At 73.7% G+C, this 18,762-nt stretch carries 18 protein-coding genes; 2 read left to right on the top strand and 16 right to left on the bottom strand.

All coding sequences use genetic code 11. The features are described from left to right. Positions 1–147 precede the first annotated feature (147 nt). Positions 148–816 carry a hypothetical protein gene (locus AB3388_RS03595; RefSeq protein WP_495409383.1) on the top strand — a complete coding sequence of 223 codons (669 nt, stop codon included), beginning with the start codon at positions 148–150 and terminating at the stop codon, positions 814–816. A 90-nt stretch (positions 817–906) separates the two neighbouring features. Here the strand turns inward: AB3388_RS03595 and phoH2 are convergent, their stop codons facing one another. The 7 genes from phoH2 to AB3388_RS03560 all read right to left on the bottom strand — a co-directional run bounded on the left by phoH2 (position 907) and on the right by AB3388_RS03560 (position 7,240). Then, complete coding sequence (gene phoH2, locus AB3388_RS03590; protein ID WP_495409382.1) at positions 907–2,202, bottom strand: RNA 5'-3' helicase PhoH2; 1,296 nt, start codon at positions 2,200–2,202, stop codon at positions 907–909. 249 nt (positions 2,203–2,451) lie between these two features. After that, positions 2,452–3,228, bottom strand: coding sequence for an ABC transporter permease (locus AB3388_RS03585; RefSeq protein ID WP_495409381.1), 777 nt, complete (start codon positions 3,226–3,228; stop codon positions 2,452–2,454). After that, on the bottom strand, positions 3,225–4,223 hold the full coding sequence (locus tag AB3388_RS03580; protein WP_495409380.1) for an ATP-binding cassette domain-containing protein: 999 nt from the start codon (positions 4,221–4,223) through the stop codon (positions 3,225–3,227). Before AB3388_RS03580 ends, AB3388_RS03585 begins: the two co-directional genes overlap by 4 nt. Beyond that, positions 4,220–4,876: a PadR family transcriptional regulator gene (locus AB3388_RS03575; RefSeq protein ID WP_495409379.1), complete on the bottom strand. Its 657-nt coding sequence runs from the start codon at positions 4,874–4,876 to the stop codon at positions 4,220–4,222. The genes AB3388_RS03580 and AB3388_RS03575 overlap by 4 nt, the downstream gene beginning before the upstream one ends. A gap of 41 nt (positions 4,877–4,917) precedes the next feature. Further along, complete coding sequence (locus AB3388_RS03570) at positions 4,918–5,238, bottom strand: hypothetical protein (protein WP_495409378.1); 321 nt, start codon at positions 5,236–5,238, stop codon at positions 4,918–4,920. Between the two features lie 4 nt (positions 5,239–5,242). Next, positions 5,243–6,448, bottom strand: a complete 1,206-nt coding sequence (locus tag AB3388_RS03565) for a DUF885 domain-containing protein (protein WP_495409377.1) — start codon at positions 6,446–6,448, stop codon at positions 5,243–5,245. A gap of 12 nt (positions 6,449–6,460) precedes the next feature. After that, complete coding sequence (locus AB3388_RS03560; protein WP_495409376.1) at positions 6,461–7,240, bottom strand: isoprenyl transferase; 780 nt, start codon at positions 7,238–7,240, stop codon at positions 6,461–6,463. A 136-nt stretch (positions 7,241–7,376) separates the two neighbouring features. Between AB3388_RS03560 and trhA the strand changes: the two genes are divergently transcribed. Beyond that, complete coding sequence (gene trhA, locus AB3388_RS03555) at positions 7,377–8,192, top strand: PAQR family membrane homeostasis protein TrhA (RefSeq protein ID WP_495409375.1); 816 nt, start codon at positions 7,377–7,379, stop codon at positions 8,190–8,192. Between the two features lie 66 nt (positions 8,193–8,258). Here the strand turns inward: trhA and AB3388_RS03550 are convergent, their stop codons facing one another. The 9 genes from AB3388_RS03550 to AB3388_RS03510 form a co-directional block, all read right to left on the bottom strand. After that, positions 8,259–9,506, bottom strand: coding sequence for a geranylgeranyl reductase family protein (locus tag AB3388_RS03550; RefSeq protein ID WP_495409374.1), 1,248 nt, complete (start codon positions 9,504–9,506; stop codon positions 8,259–8,261). 140 nt (positions 9,507–9,646) lie between these two features. Next, the gene (gene abmR, locus AB3388_RS03545) at positions 9,647–10,261 is read right to left on the bottom strand and encodes an ATP-binding transcription factor AbmR (protein ID WP_495409373.1); all 615 of its coding nucleotides are present in this window, start codon (positions 10,259–10,261) and stop codon (positions 9,647–9,649) included. 59 nt (positions 10,262–10,320) lie between these two features. Beyond that, entirely contained in the window at positions 10,321–12,315 is a 1,995-nt protein-coding gene (locus AB3388_RS03540) for a thioredoxin domain-containing protein (RefSeq protein WP_495409372.1), read from the bottom strand. 330 nt (positions 12,316–12,645) lie between these two features. After that, entirely contained in the window at positions 12,646–13,662 is a 1,017-nt protein-coding gene (locus tag AB3388_RS03535; protein ID WP_495409371.1) for an aldo/keto reductase, read from the bottom strand. 119 nt (positions 13,663–13,781) lie between these two features. Beyond that, positions 13,782–14,801: a zinc-binding dehydrogenase gene (locus AB3388_RS03530; RefSeq protein ID WP_495409370.1), complete on the bottom strand. Its 1,020-nt coding sequence runs from the start codon at positions 14,799–14,801 to the stop codon at positions 13,782–13,784. 105 nt (positions 14,802–14,906) lie between these two features. Beyond that, complete coding sequence (locus tag AB3388_RS03525; protein WP_495409369.1) at positions 14,907–15,674, bottom strand: SDR family oxidoreductase; 768 nt, start codon at positions 15,672–15,674, stop codon at positions 14,907–14,909. Positions 15,675–15,732: 58 nt separating this feature from the next. After that, on the bottom strand, positions 15,733–17,400 hold the full coding sequence (locus AB3388_RS03520) for a Na+/H+ antiporter (RefSeq protein ID WP_495409368.1): 1,668 nt from the start codon (positions 17,398–17,400) through the stop codon (positions 15,733–15,735). 43 nt (positions 17,401–17,443) lie between these two features. After that, positions 17,444–17,839 carry a nuclear transport factor 2 family protein gene (locus AB3388_RS03515; RefSeq protein ID WP_495409367.1) on the bottom strand — a complete coding sequence of 132 codons (396 nt, stop codon included), beginning with the start codon at positions 17,837–17,839 and terminating at the stop codon, positions 17,444–17,446. Between the two features lie 2 nt (positions 17,840–17,841). Further along, positions 17,842–18,726 carry an aldo/keto reductase gene (locus AB3388_RS03510; protein ID WP_495409366.1) on the bottom strand — a complete coding sequence of 295 codons (885 nt, stop codon included), beginning with the start codon at positions 18,724–18,726 and terminating at the stop codon, positions 17,842–17,844. Between the last annotated feature and the right edge of the window lie 36 nt (positions 18,727–18,762).

Below are 18,762 nucleotides of genomic sequence, written 5' to 3'. Positions count from 1 at the left end.
TGCGGTGTTGCACGACCGCAGGAGCGCGCAATGCACCGCAAGAGCGGTCGTCCACAGATGCGCCGGGAGCCGCGACCGCGGGGGCGCGCCGCGCGACGCTCGCGTCGTGACCGACCTGCTCCGCCGTTCCGATGCCCTCGCCGACGGGTGACCGACGGCGAACTCGCCCGGCTGGTGCGCCGCCGGGAGCTCACGCGACTCCAACGCGGCACCTACCTGCAGGACGCCGCGACCTTGGAGGGCGAGGCGCGGCACGTCGCGGTGGTCCGGGCGACGGTGGCCGGCCTGCGCGTGCCCGCGGTGGTCAGCCATGTCTCCGGCGCGGTGCTGCACGGTCTGCCGCTGTGGAAGGTGTCGCTCGGGCGGGTGCACGTCACCCGACGCCCACCGGCGCACGGCAGCGGTTCCGGGCGGGTGCACCTGCACGTCGCCCGCCTGCCCGACGACGAGGTCGCCTTCGCCGACGGCCGCAGCGAGACCCCGGGCGAGAGCCGCAGCCGCGTGCTCATGCACCGGCTTCGCCTGCCCGCACCAGATCTGCAGTTGGAGCTCTACCGGCCCGACGGCAGTGAGGTGGCCCGCTGCGACTTCGGCTGGCCCGAGCAGCGGACGGTGGCCGAATTCGGCGGACGGATCAAGTACGGGCGCCTGCTGCGCCCCGGGCAGGACCCGGGCGACGCCGTCTTCGAGGAGAAGCTGCGGGAGGAGGACGAGATCCGGGACCACGGCTGGAAGGTCGCCCGCTGGACCTGGCGCGAACTGGACAGCCCGCCGGTCATCGGCGACCGCCTGCGCCGGGCCTTCGCGCGCCGCTGACCGCACTCTTGCGGTCTTTCGCATGCTTCCGCGGTCGTGTGCAGCACCGCAGGAGCGTGTGGAAGACCGCAAGAGCGCAGGGGGCCGGCGCTACAGCGGGAGGTCCTCCAGCATCTCGGTGACCAGGGCGGCGATCGGCGAGCGCTCCGAGCGGGTGAGGGTCACGTGCGCGAACAGCGGGTGGCCCTTGAGCGCCTCGATGACCGCGGTGACGCCGTCGTGCCGGCCGACCCGCAGGTTGTCCCGCTGCGCCACGTCGTGGGTGAGCACCACCCGCGAGCCCGACCCCAACCGGGAGAGCACGGTCAGCAGGACGCCGCGCTCGAGGGACTGCGCCTCGTCGACGATCACGAACGAGTCGTGAAGCGAGCGACCACGGATGTGGGTCAGCGGCAGCACCTCGATCAGCCCGCGGTCGGCGATCTCGTCCAGCACCGCCGGGGAGACGAGCGCGCCGAGCGTGTCGTACACCGCCTGCGCCCAGGGTGACATCTTCTCGCCCTCGGTGCCCGGCAGGTACCCGAGCTCCTGCCCGCCCACGGCGTACAGCGGGCGGAAGATGACCACCTTCTTGTGCGCCCGCCGTTCCATCACCGACTCCAGGCCGGCGCAGATCGCCAGCGCCGACTTGCCGGTGCCGGCCCGACCGCCCAGCGAGACGATGCCGATCTCCGGGTCGAGCAGCAGGTCCAGCGCCACCCGCTGCTCGGCCGACCGCCCGTGCAGCCCGAACGCCTCGCGGTCGCCGCGGACCAGCCGCACCTGCTTGTCCGGCGTCACCCGCCCGAGCGCCGACCCGCGGGAGGAGAGCAGCACCAGCCCGGTGTGCGGCGGCAGCTCGGCGGCGCCCGGGACGAAGACCTCGCCGGACTCGTACAGCGCGTCGAGCTCGGCGTCCTCCAGGGACAGCTCGGCCATGCCGGTCCACCCGGCGTCGACGGCGTCAAGGACCCGGTACTCGTCGGTGTCCAGGCCGACCGCCGCCGCCTTGACCCGCAGCGGCACGTCCTTGGTGATCAGGCAGACGTCCCGGCCCTCGGCCCGCAGGTTGAGCGCCACGACCATGATCCGCGAGTCGTTGCTGTCGCTGCGGAACCCGGCCGGCAGGACGGCGGCGTCGCTGTGGTTCAGCTCGACGTGCAGCGTGCCGCCGGCGTCGCCGACCGGGACCGGCGCGTCGAGGCGGCCGTGCGCGACCCGCAGGTCGTCGAGGATCCGCAGCGCCTGACGGGCGAACCACCCGAGCTCCGGGTGGTGCCGCTTGTCCTCCAGCTCCCCGATCACGACGAGCGGGAGCACCACGTCGGAGTCGCCGAAGCGCAGCAGCGCGCCGGGGTCGGAGAGCAGGACGGAGGTGTCGAGGACGTACGTGCGGCGAGTACTCACGAGTCGACTCCCTGGGGCGCGTGCTGCGCCCCGGCTCGAAGGTGACCGGGACCCGGCACAGGGGCCGGGCACCGGCCCCCCTGGTCGACGAACGCGTCCGCACCAACCGGGCCTCCCGTGGACGGCGAGGTGTGCTCGCCCTCCAACGGCAAGGTAAGTCCGCCCACCGACAAGAGCGCCGTTCCGACCCGGAATGGAACACAACGTTCACCCGAAGGGGGCGCAACCGTCCCAGCAGACCCAGGCTGCTCAGCTGGATTCGCGCTTGAACCGCCGCACGCCGAACCCCCAGCCCAGCACCGCCAGGACGACGGTCAGGCCGAGCCCCCACCACGCCGTCGGGGTCGAGTAGTCGCCGGCGAAGAACGACCGCGCCCCCTCGACGATGTGCTTGAAGGGGTTGACGTCGCTGATCCCCTGCAGCCACCCCGGCGCGAGGCTCATCGGCAGCAGGATCCCCGACAGCAGCAGGATCGGGAACACGACCGCGTTGAGCAGCGGCGCGAACGCGTCCTCGCTCTTCAGCGTCAGGGCCAGCGCGTACGACACCGCCGAGAGCGCCGCCCCGAGCAGGGCGACCACCACCAGGGTCAGGACGACGCCGACGAACGGCGCGCGCAGCCCGAGCGGGATCGAGACCAGCACGAGCAGCGTGCCCTGCACCAGCAGGACGACGACGTCGCGCAGCACGCGGCCGAGCAGCAGCGCCGTCCGGCTGGCCGGGGTGACCCGCTGGCTCTCGATGACGCCGGCCCGCCACTCGGCGATCAGCCCGAAACCGACGAACAGCGCACCGAACATCCCGACCTGGATCAGGATCCCGGGCACGAAGATCTGGTAGGCGTTGCCCGTGCCCAGCGAGCCGGACAGCGGCTTGAGCAGCGGCCCGAACAGCAGGATGTAGAGCACCGGCTGGGTCAGGCCGATGACCACCCAGGTCGGGTTGCGCAGCGACAGCCGCATCGCGCGGGCGAAGATCGTCCAGGTGTCGCGAGCCACGCTGCTGCCCATCACGGGAAGGGTCATCGCAGGGCTCCTTCCGGTTCCGGGGCGGCGGCGGACGTCGGGGCGCCCTCCTCGCGCAGCGACCGCCCGGTCAGCTGCAGGAAGACGTCGTCCAGGCTGGGCCGTCGGCTCTCGATGCCGGCGACCTCGATCCCCGTGGTGTCCAGTTCGCGGACCAGGCGCACCAGCGCCGCGCCGCCGTTGGGCACCCGGCCGATGACCCGGTCGTCCTGCACCTGCGGCGCCTCCGCGCCGGGCAGCGCTCCGACCAGCCGGGCGACCTCGGCGGTCGAGGCGGGCTCCGCGACGGTGACGGTGAGGACGTCGCCGCCGACCCCGGACTTCAGCTGGTCCGGCGTCCCCGACGCGACGATGACGCCGTGGTCGATGACGAGGATCCGGTCGCAGAGGGCGTCGGCCTCGTCGAGGTAGTGGGTGGTGAGGAAGACCGTCGTCCCCCGCTCCTCCCGCAGCCCGCGGATGTGCTGCCACAGGTTGGCCCGCGCCTGCGGGTCGAGACCGGTCGTGGGCTCGTCCAGGAAGATCAGGCCGGGCTCGTGCACCAGCCCCATCACGATGTCGAGCCGGCGGCGCTGGCCGCCGGACATCGCCTTGGGCTTGCGGTCCCAGAGCCCCTCGAGGTCGAGCTCGGAGAACAGCCGCTGGCCTCGGGCGGTCGCGTCGGCGGTGCTCATGCCGTAGAGCCGGGCGTGGTCGACGACCTCCTCGCCGGCCAGCGCCTCGGGCTGGGTCGAGCCGCTCTGCGAGACGTAGCCGATGCGCCGGCGGACGCCGACCGGATCGGCCAGCAGGTCGCAGCCGGCCACGGTGGCGGTGCCGGCGGTGGGCACGAGCAGCGTCGTCAGCATGCGCAGGGTGGTGGTCTTGCCGGCGCCGTTGGGCCCCAGGAAGCCGACGATCTCGCCGGCCGCCACGTCGAGGTCCACGCCGTCGACGGCGCGCACCTCCTGCTTCTTCTTGCGGAACGTGCGGACGAGTCCGCGGGCGTGGATCACGCGCGCGAGTATTCAACTTTGACTAGAGGAGGGTCAAGGCGTTTTCCGGGCGGCACGTCGGCCAGGACGGCGGGCGGCCAGACGCCGGCGTCGGGGCGGTCCGGCGCCCCCTCCTCGCCCGCGAAGCGGTAGTGGCCGGCGTCGATGCGGGCGCACACGTCGCGCACCCAGGCCCGCTCGCCGGCCACCCACGCCCCGATGGCGTGGAACAGCTCGACGGTGCTGGCCGGCGCCATCCGCGACGACTCGACGCTGCGCACCGCCGACGCCATCCCCGACACCGTCGCCTCGAGCACGAGGTCCCGGGCGCGCAGCGCCTCCCGGACCTCCGCGCGGGGCAGGGTCGTGAAGAAGCACAGGCCGGCGAGCAGCCGGCCCGGGTCCCCGGGCTCGGGCTGACGCAGGGCGGTGCCGAGCAGCCGCTGGTACTCGACCTCGCCGTCGGCGGTGAGCCGGTAGGACACCGGGTCGCCGGGCAGCTCCTCGAGCAGGCCGTGCGCGGTCAGCGTCCGCAGCCCCGAGTAGATCGACCCCGGCTTGACGTGCGCCCAGTCCTCCACCTGCCAGCTCAGCAGCTCGCGGCGCAGCAGGTACCCGTGGACCGGCTGGAAGATCCGGACCGCCCCGAGCAGCAGCAGCCGCGTCGTCGACATGCGCCCACTGTGCCCCGCCGCAGCCTCCGCGGACAGCGGGCTCACTCCTCGCGGCGATCCCGGGGGACGTCGGGCCGCCACGGCAACTCGCGGGTCGGCGGCAGCTCCCGCCGCGGCTCCCGCGGCTCCCGGGGCCCGCGCGGCTCCGGCGGCCACGGCTCACCGGCGTCGCCCCTCCGGACGGCGGCACGCCCACCCCGCGGCCGGACGGCGACCAGCGCCCAGAGCCCGGGCACCAGCAGCACCGGCCACTGCAGCGCGAGGTCGCCGAGCCACAGCAGCAGGACGAGGAGCAGTCCGAACAGCCACGCCGCCGTCCACAGCCCCAGGACGCGGGCCTGCCGCGGAGTGCGCCGTGCCATGGGCTCAGGCGGCCCGCAGCTCGCCGGCCACCACGGCGGGCGTCAGCGGCTCGTCGAGCAGCCGGAGGAACCGGTCGGCCACCGGCTGGCCCGCCGGCCGGGCGGCCAGCCAGCGGGAGAGCAGGTCGAAGCCCTCGACGTAGGTGGAGATGTAGGCCCGCCACAGCGGATGGGTCAGGAAGCGCAGCTGCTGCCGCGCCCGCTCGGTGCTGACCAGCGACCACCGCTGGAGGAACGCCACCACGTCGTCGGCGTCGGCGCCGCGGTCGTGCAGCAGGATCGCGGCGTCCTGGCGGACCCGGTTCAGCGGCGCGGCGGCCGCGGTCACCCGCTCGGCGAGATCGCCGTCCAGGCGCAGACCCAGGTCGGCCAGGATCTCCGCCGCCCACGGCCCCCAGCCGTCGCCGACGGACGCCTCGACGCCGAGGTCGGCCAGCCCCTCGGCCATGAGGCACTCCGGGGTGTTGACGAGGAAGACGGTGTGCTCGGGCCGGTCGGCCAGCTCGACCAGGCCCATCTCCTTGCGGCAGTGCTCGGTGTGGTGACCGGGATAGGACTCGTGCGCCACCAGGTGCGGCAGCTGGCCGAGGCGGTGCGGCAGGTCGGCGTTGATCGCCACGCGGGAGCGGAAGGCGCCCTCGTAGTAGTTGAACCCGGACCACGGCTGGTCGGTGACGACCTCGTACTTGACGGTCTCGGCGTCCGGCAGGCCGTAGTCCAGCCGGACCCGGTCGCGCAGCGCGCTCGACAGCGCGAGCACGGCCTCCTCGAGGCGGTCCGGCGGGCACTCCTCCCGGCGGCGATGGACGGCGAAGCGCTCGGCCAGCGTGCCGCTGCCCGGCAGCAGCGCCTCGAGCTCGGCGTGCGCGGCCGCGTAGACGGCCGGATCGCCGAGCTCGACGTCGACCTGGAAGTAGGCGGCCACCTCGTCGAGGAAGGCGACCGGCTCGTCGCTCATCTTCCGCGCGGTGCACTCCAGGCCGGTCAGCTGCCCGCGGAGGAACGCCGTCCGATCGGCCGGCAGGTCGGCGGACTCGAGCTCGCGCAGCAGCCCGCGGGCCTGGTCGCGCAGGCCGTGCGGGGTCGGGGCCGGCTCGTCCACGACCTCGGCGCGGATCCGCGGATCGCCGGTGTAGGCGTCGACGAAGCCGGACTCCAGCCGGTCGAACCGCAGGCCCAGGCGAACGTACTCGAGGGGGACGTCGACCATGCCGCGAGTCTGTCAGCTCCCGAACCGGCGATGCCGTGCGGAGTAATCGCGCAGCGCCCGCAGGAAGTCCACCCGCCGGAAGTCGGGCCAGTAGACGTCGGTGAAGTAGAACTCCGCGTGTGCGGTCTGCCAGAGCAGGAAGCCGGACAGCCGCTGCTCGCCGCTGGTCCGGATGATCAGGTCGGGGTCCGGCTGTCCGCGCGTGTAGAGGTGCTCGGCGATGTGCTCGACGTCGAGGACCTCCACCAGCTCGTCGAGGCTGGTCCCGCGCTCGGCGTGCTCGGCCAGCAGGGAGCGGACCGCGTCGGCGATCTCCCGCCGTCCGCCGTAGCCGACGGCCAGGTTGACCGTCGCCCCCGGCCGGTCCCGGGTGAGCTCCTCGGCCTGCTTGAGGACGACGACCGTCTCGGCCGGCAGCAGCTCGAGGGCACCCACCGCCCGCAGGTTCCAGCGCCGGTGGACGGCGGAGAGGTCCTCGGCGACCCCCTCGATGATCCGCAGCAGCGGCAGCAGCTCCGGCTCGGCGCGGGAGAGGTTGTCGGTCGACAGCAGGAAGAGCGTGACGAGCTCGACGCCGGCCTCGTCGCACCAGCCGAGGAAGTCGACGATCTTGTCCGCGCCCACGCGGTGCCCGGCGTTGACGTCGTCCAGCCCGATCGAGCGGGCCCAGCGCCGGTTGCCGTCGATGATCACGCCGACGTGACGAGGGATGTCCGCGCCCTCGAGCGCCCCCGCGAGGCGCCGTTCGTAGACCCGGGTCAGTACGTCGCGGACCCTCTGGCGCGCCCCCACGAGGGGTCACAGTAGGCCCCACCCGGTCCGCTTCCCGGCATGCCCCGCGACCTCGGCGGATACCAGCGGCAGCCGGCAGGAAAGCTCACAGCCGGCTCATGGTGCCGACCGACCTACGGATCCGTAACCTCGGTGCATGAGCGCGCTCCCCCCCGACCAGGAACCCGTCCGGGTGGAGGCCGACGAGGCAGAACTCGAAGCTCCGCGCGCGCAGGCCGTGACCGCCGTCCTCGAGGAGGGCGAGCAGGTCCAGCAGACGTGGACCGCCGCCGACTTCGCCGACGACGACTGGGACCACCCCGACACCCGGCCGCGGCTGCGCGGCTGGCTGCACCTGTTCGCGTTCTTCGGCGCGATCGCCGCCGGGGCCGTGCTCATCCCGCTGGCCGCCGTGCTCGGCGCCCGGGCCGGCTTCTCCGTCGCGATCTACTGCCTGACGATCTGCGGGCTGTTCGGCACCAGCGCGCTCTACCACCGCCGCCGCTGGTCACCGCGCGGCTGGAAGATCATGAAACGGCTCGACCACTCGATGATCTTCCTGTTCATCGCCGGCACCTACACCCCGTTCTCGCTGCTGGCGGTCGACCAGCCGGCCGGCTACTGGGTGCTGGGCATCGTCTGGGTGGGTGCGCTGGCCGGGGTCACGCTCAAGCTCACCTGGCCCACCGCGCCGCGCTGGATCGGCGTCCCGCTCTACGTGGCGCTCGGCTGGGTCGCCGTCTTCGTGCTCACCGACATCCTGCACATCGCCGGGGTGACGTCGATGGTGCTGCTGGCGGCCGGCGGCGTCCTCTACACGCTGGGCGGCGTGGCCTACGCGATCAAGAAGCCCAACCCGTGGCCCGGCGTCTTCGGCTACCACGAGGTCTTCCACGCGATGACCATCGTCGCCGCGATCTGCCACTACATCGCCGTCTACTTCGCGATGTACAACAGCCCGTTCGTCGCCTGAGCTTTATCGCGACAAAGGACGCGTGCTTTATCGCGACAAAGCACGCGCGCTTTGTCGCGATGAAGCTCAGGTCCAGGGCGGGCGGGGGTCGCGGCGGGTCGACCACGTGCCGGCCCGGCGCCACACCCGGGCGACGACGTCGGCGTCCTCGTCGGTGACCAGGTTGCCCATGACCCGCAGCGCGATCGTCATCAGCACCCGCGAGCGCATGCCGACCGGCCCCGCCGCCGGCAGCAGCCGGGGCAGCGTGAGCAGTCCGGCCAGCCGGCGGGCGATCGAGAACGCCGCCCCGTAGTTGCGGCGCAGGGTCGCCGGCCACGCCCGCGACCAGTCCGCCTCGTCGAGCAGCCCGGCGAGGTCGCGGCCGGTCTCCAGGCCGTAGTCGATCCCCTCACCGTTGAGCGGGTTCACGCAGCCGGCCGCGTCGCCCACCAGCGCCCAGTTGCGCCCCGCGACCCCGGACACCGCGCCGCCCATCGGCAGCAGGGCGGACGCCGGCGCGCGGACGTCGCCGTCGAGCTGCCACTCCTCCCGGCGGGCCTCCGCGTAGGCCGCCATCAGCGCGCGCAACTGCACACCGGCGGGACGCTTCGCGGTCGCCAGCGTGCCCACGCCGATGTTCACCTCGCCGTCGCCGAGCGGGAACACCCAGCCGTAGCCGGACAGCAGCTCCCCGTCGACGCCCCGCAGCTCCAGGTGCGAGGAGATCCACTCGTCGTCGCTGCGGCCCGAGCGGATGTACCCCCGCGCCGCCACGCCGTACGCCGTGTCGCGGTGCCACTCGCGGCCGAGCACGCGGCCCAGCGGCGAGCGCGCGCCGTCGGCCACCACCAGCCGCTCGCAGCGGATCGTCGTCCGGACGCCGTCGCCCCGGTCGAGGACGACGCCGGTCACGCGGTCGCCGTCCCGCTCGACGTCGACGGCCCGCGCGCCCTCCACCGGGACGGCGCCGTCGGTCAGGGCCACCTCGCGGATCCGGGCGTCGAGCTCGGTGCGCGGCACCGCGCCGCCGTGGTCGGGCAGCGTGCCGCCGGGCCAGGGCAGCAGCAGCTCCTGGCCGAACCCGGCCGCGCGCAGGCCCCGGTTGCGGCCGCGCTTGCGCACCCACTCCCCCAGGCCCAGCAGGTCGAGCTCGGCGATCGCCCGCGGCGTCAGCCCGTCACCGCAGGCCTTGTCGCGCGGGAAGACCGCCGCGTCGGCCAGGACGACGTCGCGCCCGGCCCGCGCCGCCCAGGCCGCCGCGGCCGATCCGGCCGGCCCGGCGCCCACGACGAGGACGTCGGTCGAGGTCGGCTCGGCGGCACTGGCTGGCACGCGCCCCAGTGTCCCCGACGTTCAGCCGAACAGCGGGATCCGGTCGGCGAGAGCGCCCAGCTCGGCGCGGTCGGCATCCGACAGCGGCTCGCGCGCCGTCCGCAGGAGTGCCGGGTCGGCCATGCCCGGAGCGTGGCAGGTCAGCTCAGGTTCGGCCCGCGCGAGCGCACCTCCTCGACCGAGGCCATCGCGTCGCGCAGCTCGCCCAGCCACTCCTCGGCGTGCTGGCCGACCAGCCGGACCGCCCAGGCCAGCGCCTCGGAGCGGGAGCGCGCGACCCCGGCGTCGACCAGGGTGTCGAGGACCAGCCGCTCGGGCTGCCGGAGCCGGGTCATGACCGGCACCGACAGGTTGGTGAACACCTCCCGGGTGTCGCCGCAGACCGCGCCCCAGGCGACCGACCGGCCGTACCGCTCCTGGGCGGCGTCGTGGATCGCCATCCGCTGCTCGCGGGTCTCCTCCCGGAACCGCGCGATCCGGCCGGCGCGCGCGGCGGCCGGATCACCTTCGCCCGCCTCCGGCTCGGCCAGCGTGCCGAGCACGGTGATCTCGTCGCGGTCGATGACCAGCTCGACCGGCCCGGTGAACCACCCGTCGGGCAGCCGGCCGGCCAGCCATCCCGCGACCTCTGCCCGGTCGACCGGCGGCGACGCCTCGGCGCCGCGTCCGCGGCCGCCGAACCCGCGGCCCCGGCCGCCCCAGCCGCGGCCGAACTCCCGGCCGAACGGTCCCCCGGCGAATCGATGTGCGTGCATGACGCCCTCCCGGCATCCGTGCTGATTACACAGTTACACGGTAAGCCGGTCGGTGGCCGTCAGGAAGAAGCCATCGCTGCGCTCAGAGCGGACACATCCGTGACAGGCGCGGAGCAGACGAAGCCGCGGCACACGTACGCGGCCGGACGGCCGCCCACCAGCGGCCGGTCGGCGAGCAGCGGTACCCCCGGGGTGCCCGGCTCCCCGGCGACGACGACCGCGCCGGGACTGGTGGACGCCCGCGCCGCCGCGGCGAGCGCGTCCCGCTCCGGCCCGGCCGGCCCGCTGACCGCCACCTCCAGCGGCCCGGCGAGCAGCGCCTCCCCCACTGCCGCCGCCCAGCCCGCCGCCCGCGGTGCCCGCTCCACCAGCCGCGCCAGCCCGGCCAGCGCGGCCTCGCCCAGCTCCCGGTGGCGCGGCGAACCGGCGAGCGCGCCGTAGCCCACGGCGGCGCCCGCCGCGGCCGCGACGCCGGCGGGAGTCGGGCCGTCGGTCGGGTCGTAGGGCCGGTGCACCAGCGCCTCGGCGTCGGCGGCCGTGTCGTGCCAGCCCTCGGGGTCGACGAACTGCTCGGCGACGACGTCGAGCAGGTCGCCGGCCAGCTCCAGCCAGCGGCCCTCGGCGGTCGCCTGGTGCAGGGCGAGCAGCCCTTCGGCCAGGTCGCCGTAGTCCTCGAGCACGCCCGCCGGGGAACCGGCGACGCCGTCCCGGGAGACGCGGCGCAGCCGCCCGTCCACCCAGTGCGTCCCGGCGAGCAGCTCGGCGGCGCGGCGGGCGGCATCGATCGACTCCGCGGAGCCGGTGAGGACGCCGTGGTCGGCCAGCGCCGCGATGGCCAGCCCGTTCCAGGCGGTCACCACCTTGTCGTCGCGGGCCGGCTGCGGCCGCCGTCCCCGCGCCTCGAGCAGCCGGCGCCGGACGTCGGCCAGCCGGTCGACGTCCTCCGGGTCCGCGAGCAGCTGCAGCGTGGAGGCGCCGTGCTCGAAGGTGCCGGCGGCGGTCACCCGGAAGGCCTCGGCGGCCCACCCTCCGTCGTCCGCACCGAGCACCTCGACGAGCTGGTCCGGCGTCCACACGTAGGTGAGCCCCTCCACCCCGTCGGTGTCGGCGTCGAGCGCCGAGGCGAAGCCGCCCTCCCGGGTGGCGAGGTCGCGCAGCAGGAAGGCGGCGGTCTCGTCGGCGACGCGGCGGGCCCAGTGCTCGCCGGTCGCCCGCCACAGGTGCGTGCAGGCGCGCAGCAGCAGGGCGTTGTCGTAGAGCATCTTCTCGAAGTGCGGCACGACCCAGCCGGCGTCGACCGAGTACCGCGCGAAGCCGCCGGCGAGCTGGTCGTAGATGCCGCCGCGGGCCATCGCCTCGAGGGTGCCGCGTGCCATGCCCAGCGCGCGGTCGTCCCCGGTGCGGGCGGCGTGGCGGAGCAGGAACTCCAGCAGCATCGACGGCGGGAACTTCGGCGCGGTGTCGAAGCCGCCGGCGCGCCGGTCGTAGCTGCCCTGCAGCGCGTCCACCGCCGTGTCGAGCAGCTCCGCCGACAGGGGCGCGGGCTCGAGCTCGAGCCGGTTGGAGATCGCGGCGGCGACCCGGCCACCGGCGTCCTCGACCTGGTCGCGCTGGGTCCGCCAGGCGTCGGTCATCGCGGCGAGGAGCTGCCGGAAGGCGGGCATGCCGTGGGCCGGCCGGGGCGGGAAGTAGGTGCCGCAGTAGAAGGGCCGGCCGTCCGGGGTGGCGAAGACGGTCATCGGCCACCCGCCCTGCCCGGTGAGTGCCTGGGTGGCGGTCATGTAGACGTTGTCGACGTCCGGGCGCTCCTCGCGGTCGACCTTGACGCAGACGAAGTGCTCGTTCATCTGCGCGGCCGTCGCCGCGTCCTCGAACGACTCGTGCGCCATGACGTGGCACCAGTGGCAGGCCGCGTATCCCACACTCAGAAGGACAGGTACATCGCGGCGCCGCGCCTCCTCGAAGGCCTCGGGTCCCCACTCCCACCAGTCGACCGGATTTTCCGCGTGTTGCAGGAGGTAGGGGCTGGTGGCTGCGGCCAGACGGTTGGTCACGAGCAGCCCTCCTTCTCACGTCGACTCACAGAACCGGCGGCGCAGCCACCATGATTCGCTCACACCTGGCGCTCACACGAGCCGCCGCAGACAGGTGCTGGGTGCAGACTCCCAACTACCGCTGAACGCCCCGTTGTCAACCTCGCCGGCCACGAGTCGCGGACCGCTGCCGTAGCAGCAGCGAGGCAGCGACGTGGGCCGGAAGGCATCGACGCCCGACACACCGACGACGCTGACACCTGAGTCCAGGTCTGGTCCGGCCACAGCCGAGCAGCAGGCCCACACAGGCGGCCGTCCCCCGCACCAGCGGGAGCGGCCACCTGTCGTCCGTCAGCGGCGTCGTGCCGTCGGCGTGAGTGTGTGGTCGCCGTAGCTGTTGTCGTCCGGGTTGAGCGTCACCCCGGGGGCGACGAGCTTGTCGATGCGGTCGAGCACCTCCGTCGACAGCGCGATGTCCGCCGCCGGCAGGTAGGACTCCAACTGCTCCATCGTGCGCGGGCCGACGATCGCCGACGTGACGCCGGGGTGGTTGAGCACGAACGCGATCGCCATCTCGATGAGGCTGATGCCGGTCTGCTCGGCGAGCTGGGCGAGGTCCTCGACGATGTCGAGCTTGCGCTGGTTGGCGGGGCTACTCATGTCGAACCGGGCGCTGGGCCGGGCGGCCGACGTGGGCGTTCCGGCGGCGTCCTTGCGCCAGCGGCCGGACAACCAGCCGCCGGCCAGCGGGCTGTAGGTGAGCGTCCCCATGCCGTACCGCTGCGTGGTCGGCAGGACGTCCTCCTCGATGCCCCGGACGAGGATCGAGTACGGGGGTTGCTCGGTGACGAACCGCTCCAGGTGCCGCTCGCGGGAGGCCCACTGCGCCTCGACGATCTGCGAGCCCGAGTACGACGAGGAGCCGATGTAGCGGACCTTGCCCTGCCGGACCAGGTCGGTCAGCGCCCCGAGGGTCTCCTCGACGTCGGTGCTCGGGCTGGGCCGGTGCACCTGGTACAGGTCGATGTAGTCGGTGCCCAGCCGCCGCAGCGAGTTCTCGACCTCGCGGATGATCCAGCGGCGTGAACCGCCGCGTGAGTTGGGGTCCTCGCCCATCGGCATGAAGAACTTGGTGGCCAGGACGACGTCGTCGCGCCGGCCTTGCAGGGCCTCGCCGACGATCTCCTCTGAGACGCCGGCGGAGTAGACGTCGGCGGTGTCGACGAAGTTGATCCCGGCGTCGAGCGCCCGGTGGATGATGCGGATGGAGTCGGCGCGGTCGTCGTTGCCCCAGGGGCCGAACATCATCGCCCCGAGGCACAGGGGGCTGACCTGAACGCCGGTGCGGCCGAGCGGTCGGTACTGCATGGTGGCTCCTTCTTCCGGTGTGACGGAGTGCGGGCGGCGCCGCCGTCGGGCACCGCGCAGGCCAGTGGTCGACGGCTACCGCCGAGAACGACGTCCCGGCGGGCAGCCGTCGAACGCGGTCAGGGACGAACCAGCACCTTGAGCGCCTCGCGGGAGTCCATCGCCTTGTAGCCCGCAGGGACGTCGTCCAGACCGACGGTGCGGTCGAACACCCGGCCGGGCTCGATGCGGCCCTCGAGCACGTCGGGTAGCAGCTCCTCGATGTAGGAGCGCTGCGCCCCCGGGCCGCCGGTGAGGGTGATGTTGCGGCCGAACAGGTCGAAGCCGGCCGGCGCCTGGTCGTACTGCGGGACGCCGACCCGGCTGATCACGCCCCCGGCGCGTACGACGCCGCGGGCCTGCTCGTAGGCGGGCAGATGCCCGACGCACTCCAGGACGGCGGAGCTGCCGTGGCCACCGGTCAGCTCGCGGACCGCCGTGATGCCCTCCTCACCGCGGGCGGCGACGACGTCGGTGGCGCCGAACTCCCGGCCGAGGTCGGTGCGTGCCTGGTGGCGGCCCATGAGCACGATCTGCTCGGCGCCCAGCCGCTTGGCGGCCAGCGCGGCGAGCAGGCCGACGGCGCCGTCGCCGATGACCGTCACCGACGAGCCGGGGCCGACCTGGCCGCGCACGGCGGCGTGGTGGCCGGTGATCAGCACGTCGGACAGCGTGAGCAGCGAGGGCAGCAGCGCGGAGTCCTCGCCCACCGGGGCCTTGACCAGCGTGCCGTCGGCGAGCGGCACGCGGACCGCCTCGGCCTGCGCGGTGCGGAAGAAGCCGCCGTGCTCGCAGGAGGTCGACAGGCCCTCGCGGCAGAAGACGCAGGTGTTGTCGAAGTAGGCGAAGGGGGCGATGACGAAGTCGCCGCGGCGGATCGTGGCCACCTCGGAGCCGACCTCCTCGACCACGCCGATGAACTCGTGGCCCATCGGCGTGCCCTGGTCCGAGGTCGGCATCGAGTGGTAGGGGTGCAGGTCGCTGCCGCAGACGCAGGTGCGGACGACCCGGACCAGGGCGTCGGTGGGCTGTTCGACGACCGGGTCGGGCAGCTGCTCCACCCGCACGTCGCCGGCGCCGTACATCACTGTTGCTCGCACGAGGTCGTGCCTTTCTGTTCGGGGGTCGGGCTCCAGGCAACCCCGGGCCGCGGCGGCGCGGGAGTGCCTGTCGTTCGGGGTACTGGTAGTGCCCCCCGGGGCCGGTCAGCGGGCGAGGCGTGCCAGGTCGTCCTGCACCGCGGGCGGTTCCTCGGCGACCGGCGGCTGGGTGGCGGGGTCGCCGGCCGCGTCCAGCGCGCCGGCGGGGTCGGGCGTCAGAGCGCCGAACAGGCCGGACCAGTCCGTCGGGGCCGGGCCGGCCTCGGCGAACAGCTCGAAGGTCCGGCCGGCCGCGGTGTCGGTGAGCAGGCTGCGGACGAGGACCTCGGCGAGCTGGTCGCGGCCGATGCCGCCGTTGCCGGTGTCGGTCTGCTCGAGGACGAGCCGGTCGTCGCCGGCGCCGACGGCGTCGAACCAGCCCGGGCGGACGATCGTGTAGGGGGCGCCGCTGGCGCGGACCAGCCGTTCGGAGCGCCGCTTCCAGTCCAGCAGCTGGCCGGTGCTGCCGCCGTAGGCGCCGCGGCGGCTGACGCCGATGGAGGTCATCAGCGCGAGCCGGGGCGTGCGGCCGTCGAGGGCGTGCAGGACGGCGGCGACGCCGCCGTAGTCGATGCGGCGGGCGGCGTCGGGGCTGCCGTTGCCGCCGTGGGTGAACACGACGGCGTCGACGCCGGAGACGGCCGTGTGGAGGGTGTCGGGCTTCTCGAGGTCGCCGGGAACGAGGTCGGCGCCGGGCAGGAGCCGCTCGGCGCTGGCCGGGTCGCGGACGAGTGCGCGGACGTCGAGGCCGTGCCGCTGCGCGGCGGCGACGACCCGGCGGCCGATGCCGCCGGTGGCCCCGACGACGAGCACGGACGTGGGTGAGCTGGGCATGGGATCTCCTGGGGACGGCCGGAGCCGCTCGGTGGTGGGTGGGGTGGGCGGCGCGCCGTCAGTCGACGGGGTCGACGCCGGTGAGCCGGAGTTCTTCGAGGTCGATCCGGGTCTGCACGCGGCGCGCCACGGAGTCGTCGATGGCGCCCTCGCGGCGCAGCCGGAGCAGGACCTCGCGCTTGCGGTCCAGCAGGGCCAGGCGGAGCCGGCGGTACTCCTCGTCGCGGGCCAGCGGCGACGCCTCGGCGAGCGCCACCGGCTGGGGCACGGGCACGAGCCCGGCGGCCGCATCATCGTTGACGTCGGTCCGGACCGGACCGGACGTGCGGCGACGGTCGGCGTGGTTGGCCTCGACGATGCGCAGGTGCTCGGCGTAGTCGCGGCCGACCCGGTCGCGGACCTCGTCGCTGATGCCGTGCTCGTCGGCCAGCTCACCGATGGCGGTGACCGTGGTGGTGGTGAGCGCCCGCTCGGCCAGCTCCAGCTCATCGTCCAGGGCGGAATCCGCCGGCAGTCGCGCCCACCGCACCACGACCGGCAGCAGCGGGCCCTGGACCAGCAGCGTCAGGACGATGACCCCGGTGGTGACGAACACGATGTCGTCCCGCCCCGGGAAGGGTGCCCCGTTCTCCAGCGCCAGCGGCACCGACAGCGCGATGGCGAGCGAGACGGCGCCGCGGAACCCGGCGACCGCGCTGACCACGCGGGCCCGGTAGCTCATCCGCCGCGCCCGCTGGGAGGGCCGGCGGTCCAGCAGCCGGATCAGCGCGACGCTGAGGGTCTGGAAGACGAACCGGACGACCAGCAGCCCGACCCACACCGCCACCACGACCCCGAGCAGCCGGCCGACGTCGGCGATGCCCAGCTCCCGGACGACGACCTGCGCCTCCAGCCCGATGAGCACGAACAGCGCGCCGTTGAGCAGTTGCGCGCCCAGCGGCCAGGCCGACTCCGTCTGCCGGCGGGACGCCGCGGTGCTGATCCGCGCCGAGGCGTACCCGACGGCGAGGCCGGCGACGACGACGGCGAGCACGCCGGAAGCGCCGATCAGCTCCGCCAGGAGGTAGGCGACGAACGGGACGAGCAGCAGGCCGATGTTGATCGGCGTGGCATCGCGCAGCGGCCGGAGCAGCAGGTACGCCGCGCCTGCCACCGCAGCCCCGACGGCCAGCCCGCCGAGGTAGGACCGTGCGACGAGTCCGGTGACGTCGAGTGCGGTGTAGTCGCCGCCGACCGCGATCCCGACGGCGATGGCGTAGACCACGAGTGCGGTGCCGTCGTTGGTCAGGCTCTCGGCCTTGAGCAGCATGAAGTTGCGGTGCGGCAGGGTGCGCCCCAGCGCGGCGACGGCGGTGGCATCGGGCGGCGCCACGGCCGCTCCGAGCACCAACGCGGCAGCCCACGGGATGCCGAGGGCGTGCGCGATGCCGGCGACGGCGAAGGCGGTCGCGACCACCAACAGCGTGCTCATGATCATGATGCCCCGGAAGTCCCGCCGGATCGAGCGCAGGGACGTGGTCAGGCTCTCCCAGAAGAGCATCACCGGCAGGAAGATCAGCAGCACCATCTCCGGGTGCAGCTCGATGTGGCGCAGTTCGGGGACGAACCCCAGCGCGACCCCCAGCAGGAGCAGGAGCAGCGGGGTCGCCATCCGCAGGCGGGGTGCCAGCACCGTGCCAGCGAAGACCGCGGCGCCCAGCGTCACGGTGATCTCGAGGCCGTTCATGGCCTGCCCTCGGTTCCTGTCGTCGGTGTGCGGGCGCTGGCGGTCAGTGCCAGGTGGAGGCGACGGTCCCGGCCGCGACCCATGCGGTGCCGTCATGGGCGAAGGAGATGCGCAGCTGGAGCGGCCACGTGCCGGTCGCGCCCCAGATGGTGGCCGCCGCGCGCGTTCGCGCGGTGACCACCGGGGCCTCCCCGGACACGTCGACCGACACGTCGACGTCCTCCACGGAGTGGTAGGTCATCTGCCCGGACCGGACGTCGGAGAGCCACTCGGCCTTCGGCTGCCGGTAGCCGGTCATGTGGACCAGCGTGAAGTCCTCGGCCAGCAGCGCGCCGAGCGCGCCGGCGTCCCCGGCGACCATCGCCTGGCACTGCGCCGCGTAGTTGGCGAGGACGGCGTCGCGGATGCCGGTGGCGGTCTCGGTGTTGCCGTTGTCCACGCTCAGGCCTCGGGGATCTCGCGGCCGAAGTTCGCGCGGGTGATGTCGGCCGGCTCCGGCCCACCGCGTACTCCGGTGTCCAGGGCGTCGATGGCGGCGAGCTGCTCGCCGGTGAGCTCGAAGTCGAAGACGTCGAAGTTCTCCGCGATGCGGGACGGGGTGACCGACTTGGGGATCACCTGGCGGCCCTGCTGCAGGTGCCAACGCAGCATGACCTGCGCGGGCGTCTTGCCGTGCGCGGCCGCGATCTTGCCGATGGTCGGGTCCTGCAGCGTGCTGCCGTGCGAGCCGTCGCGGTAGAACGTGATGCCGCCGATCGGCGACCACGCCTGGGACAGGATCCCGTGCTCGGCATCGAGGTTGAGCAGCTGGGACTGCCGGAAGTACGGGTGCACCTCGATCTGGTTCACGGCGGGAACGACGGTCGTCTCGGCCAGCAGCCGGGTGAGGTGCTCGGGCATGAAGTTGGAGACCCCGATCGCCCGAACGTCACCGGCGGCCAGCAGCTTCTCCAGCGCCTTGTAGGCACCGATGGTCAGCTCGAACTCACCCGGCAGCGGCTGGTGCAGGATGAGCAGGTCGACCTGGTTGAGTCCCAGCTTCCCGGCGCTCTTGTCGAACGCGTGCAGCGTCTTGTCGTAGCCGTAGTCGCTGATCCAGATCTTGGTCTCGACGAAGACCTCCGACCGGTCGACGTCGGAGCGCCGGAGTGCCTCGCCGACCTCCCGTTCGTTGCCGTAGGCCGCGGCGGTGTCGATGTGCCGGTAGCCGACCTCCAGCGCGGTCTGCACGGCGGTGACCGTCTCATCCGGCGGGGTCTGGAAGACGCCGAACCCGACGGGCGGGATCTGCACGCCGTTGTTCAGGGTGAAGGAAGAGCTGCTCATGACTCCAGCCTCTGCCCGCTGACGCGGGCCTGGCAG

This window comes from Geodermatophilus sp. SMS 5-13 (assembly GCF_059428245.1).
The sequence above is the reverse complement of the archived record's forward strand: the minus strand, read 5'-3'. Positions and strand labels throughout refer to the sequence as shown.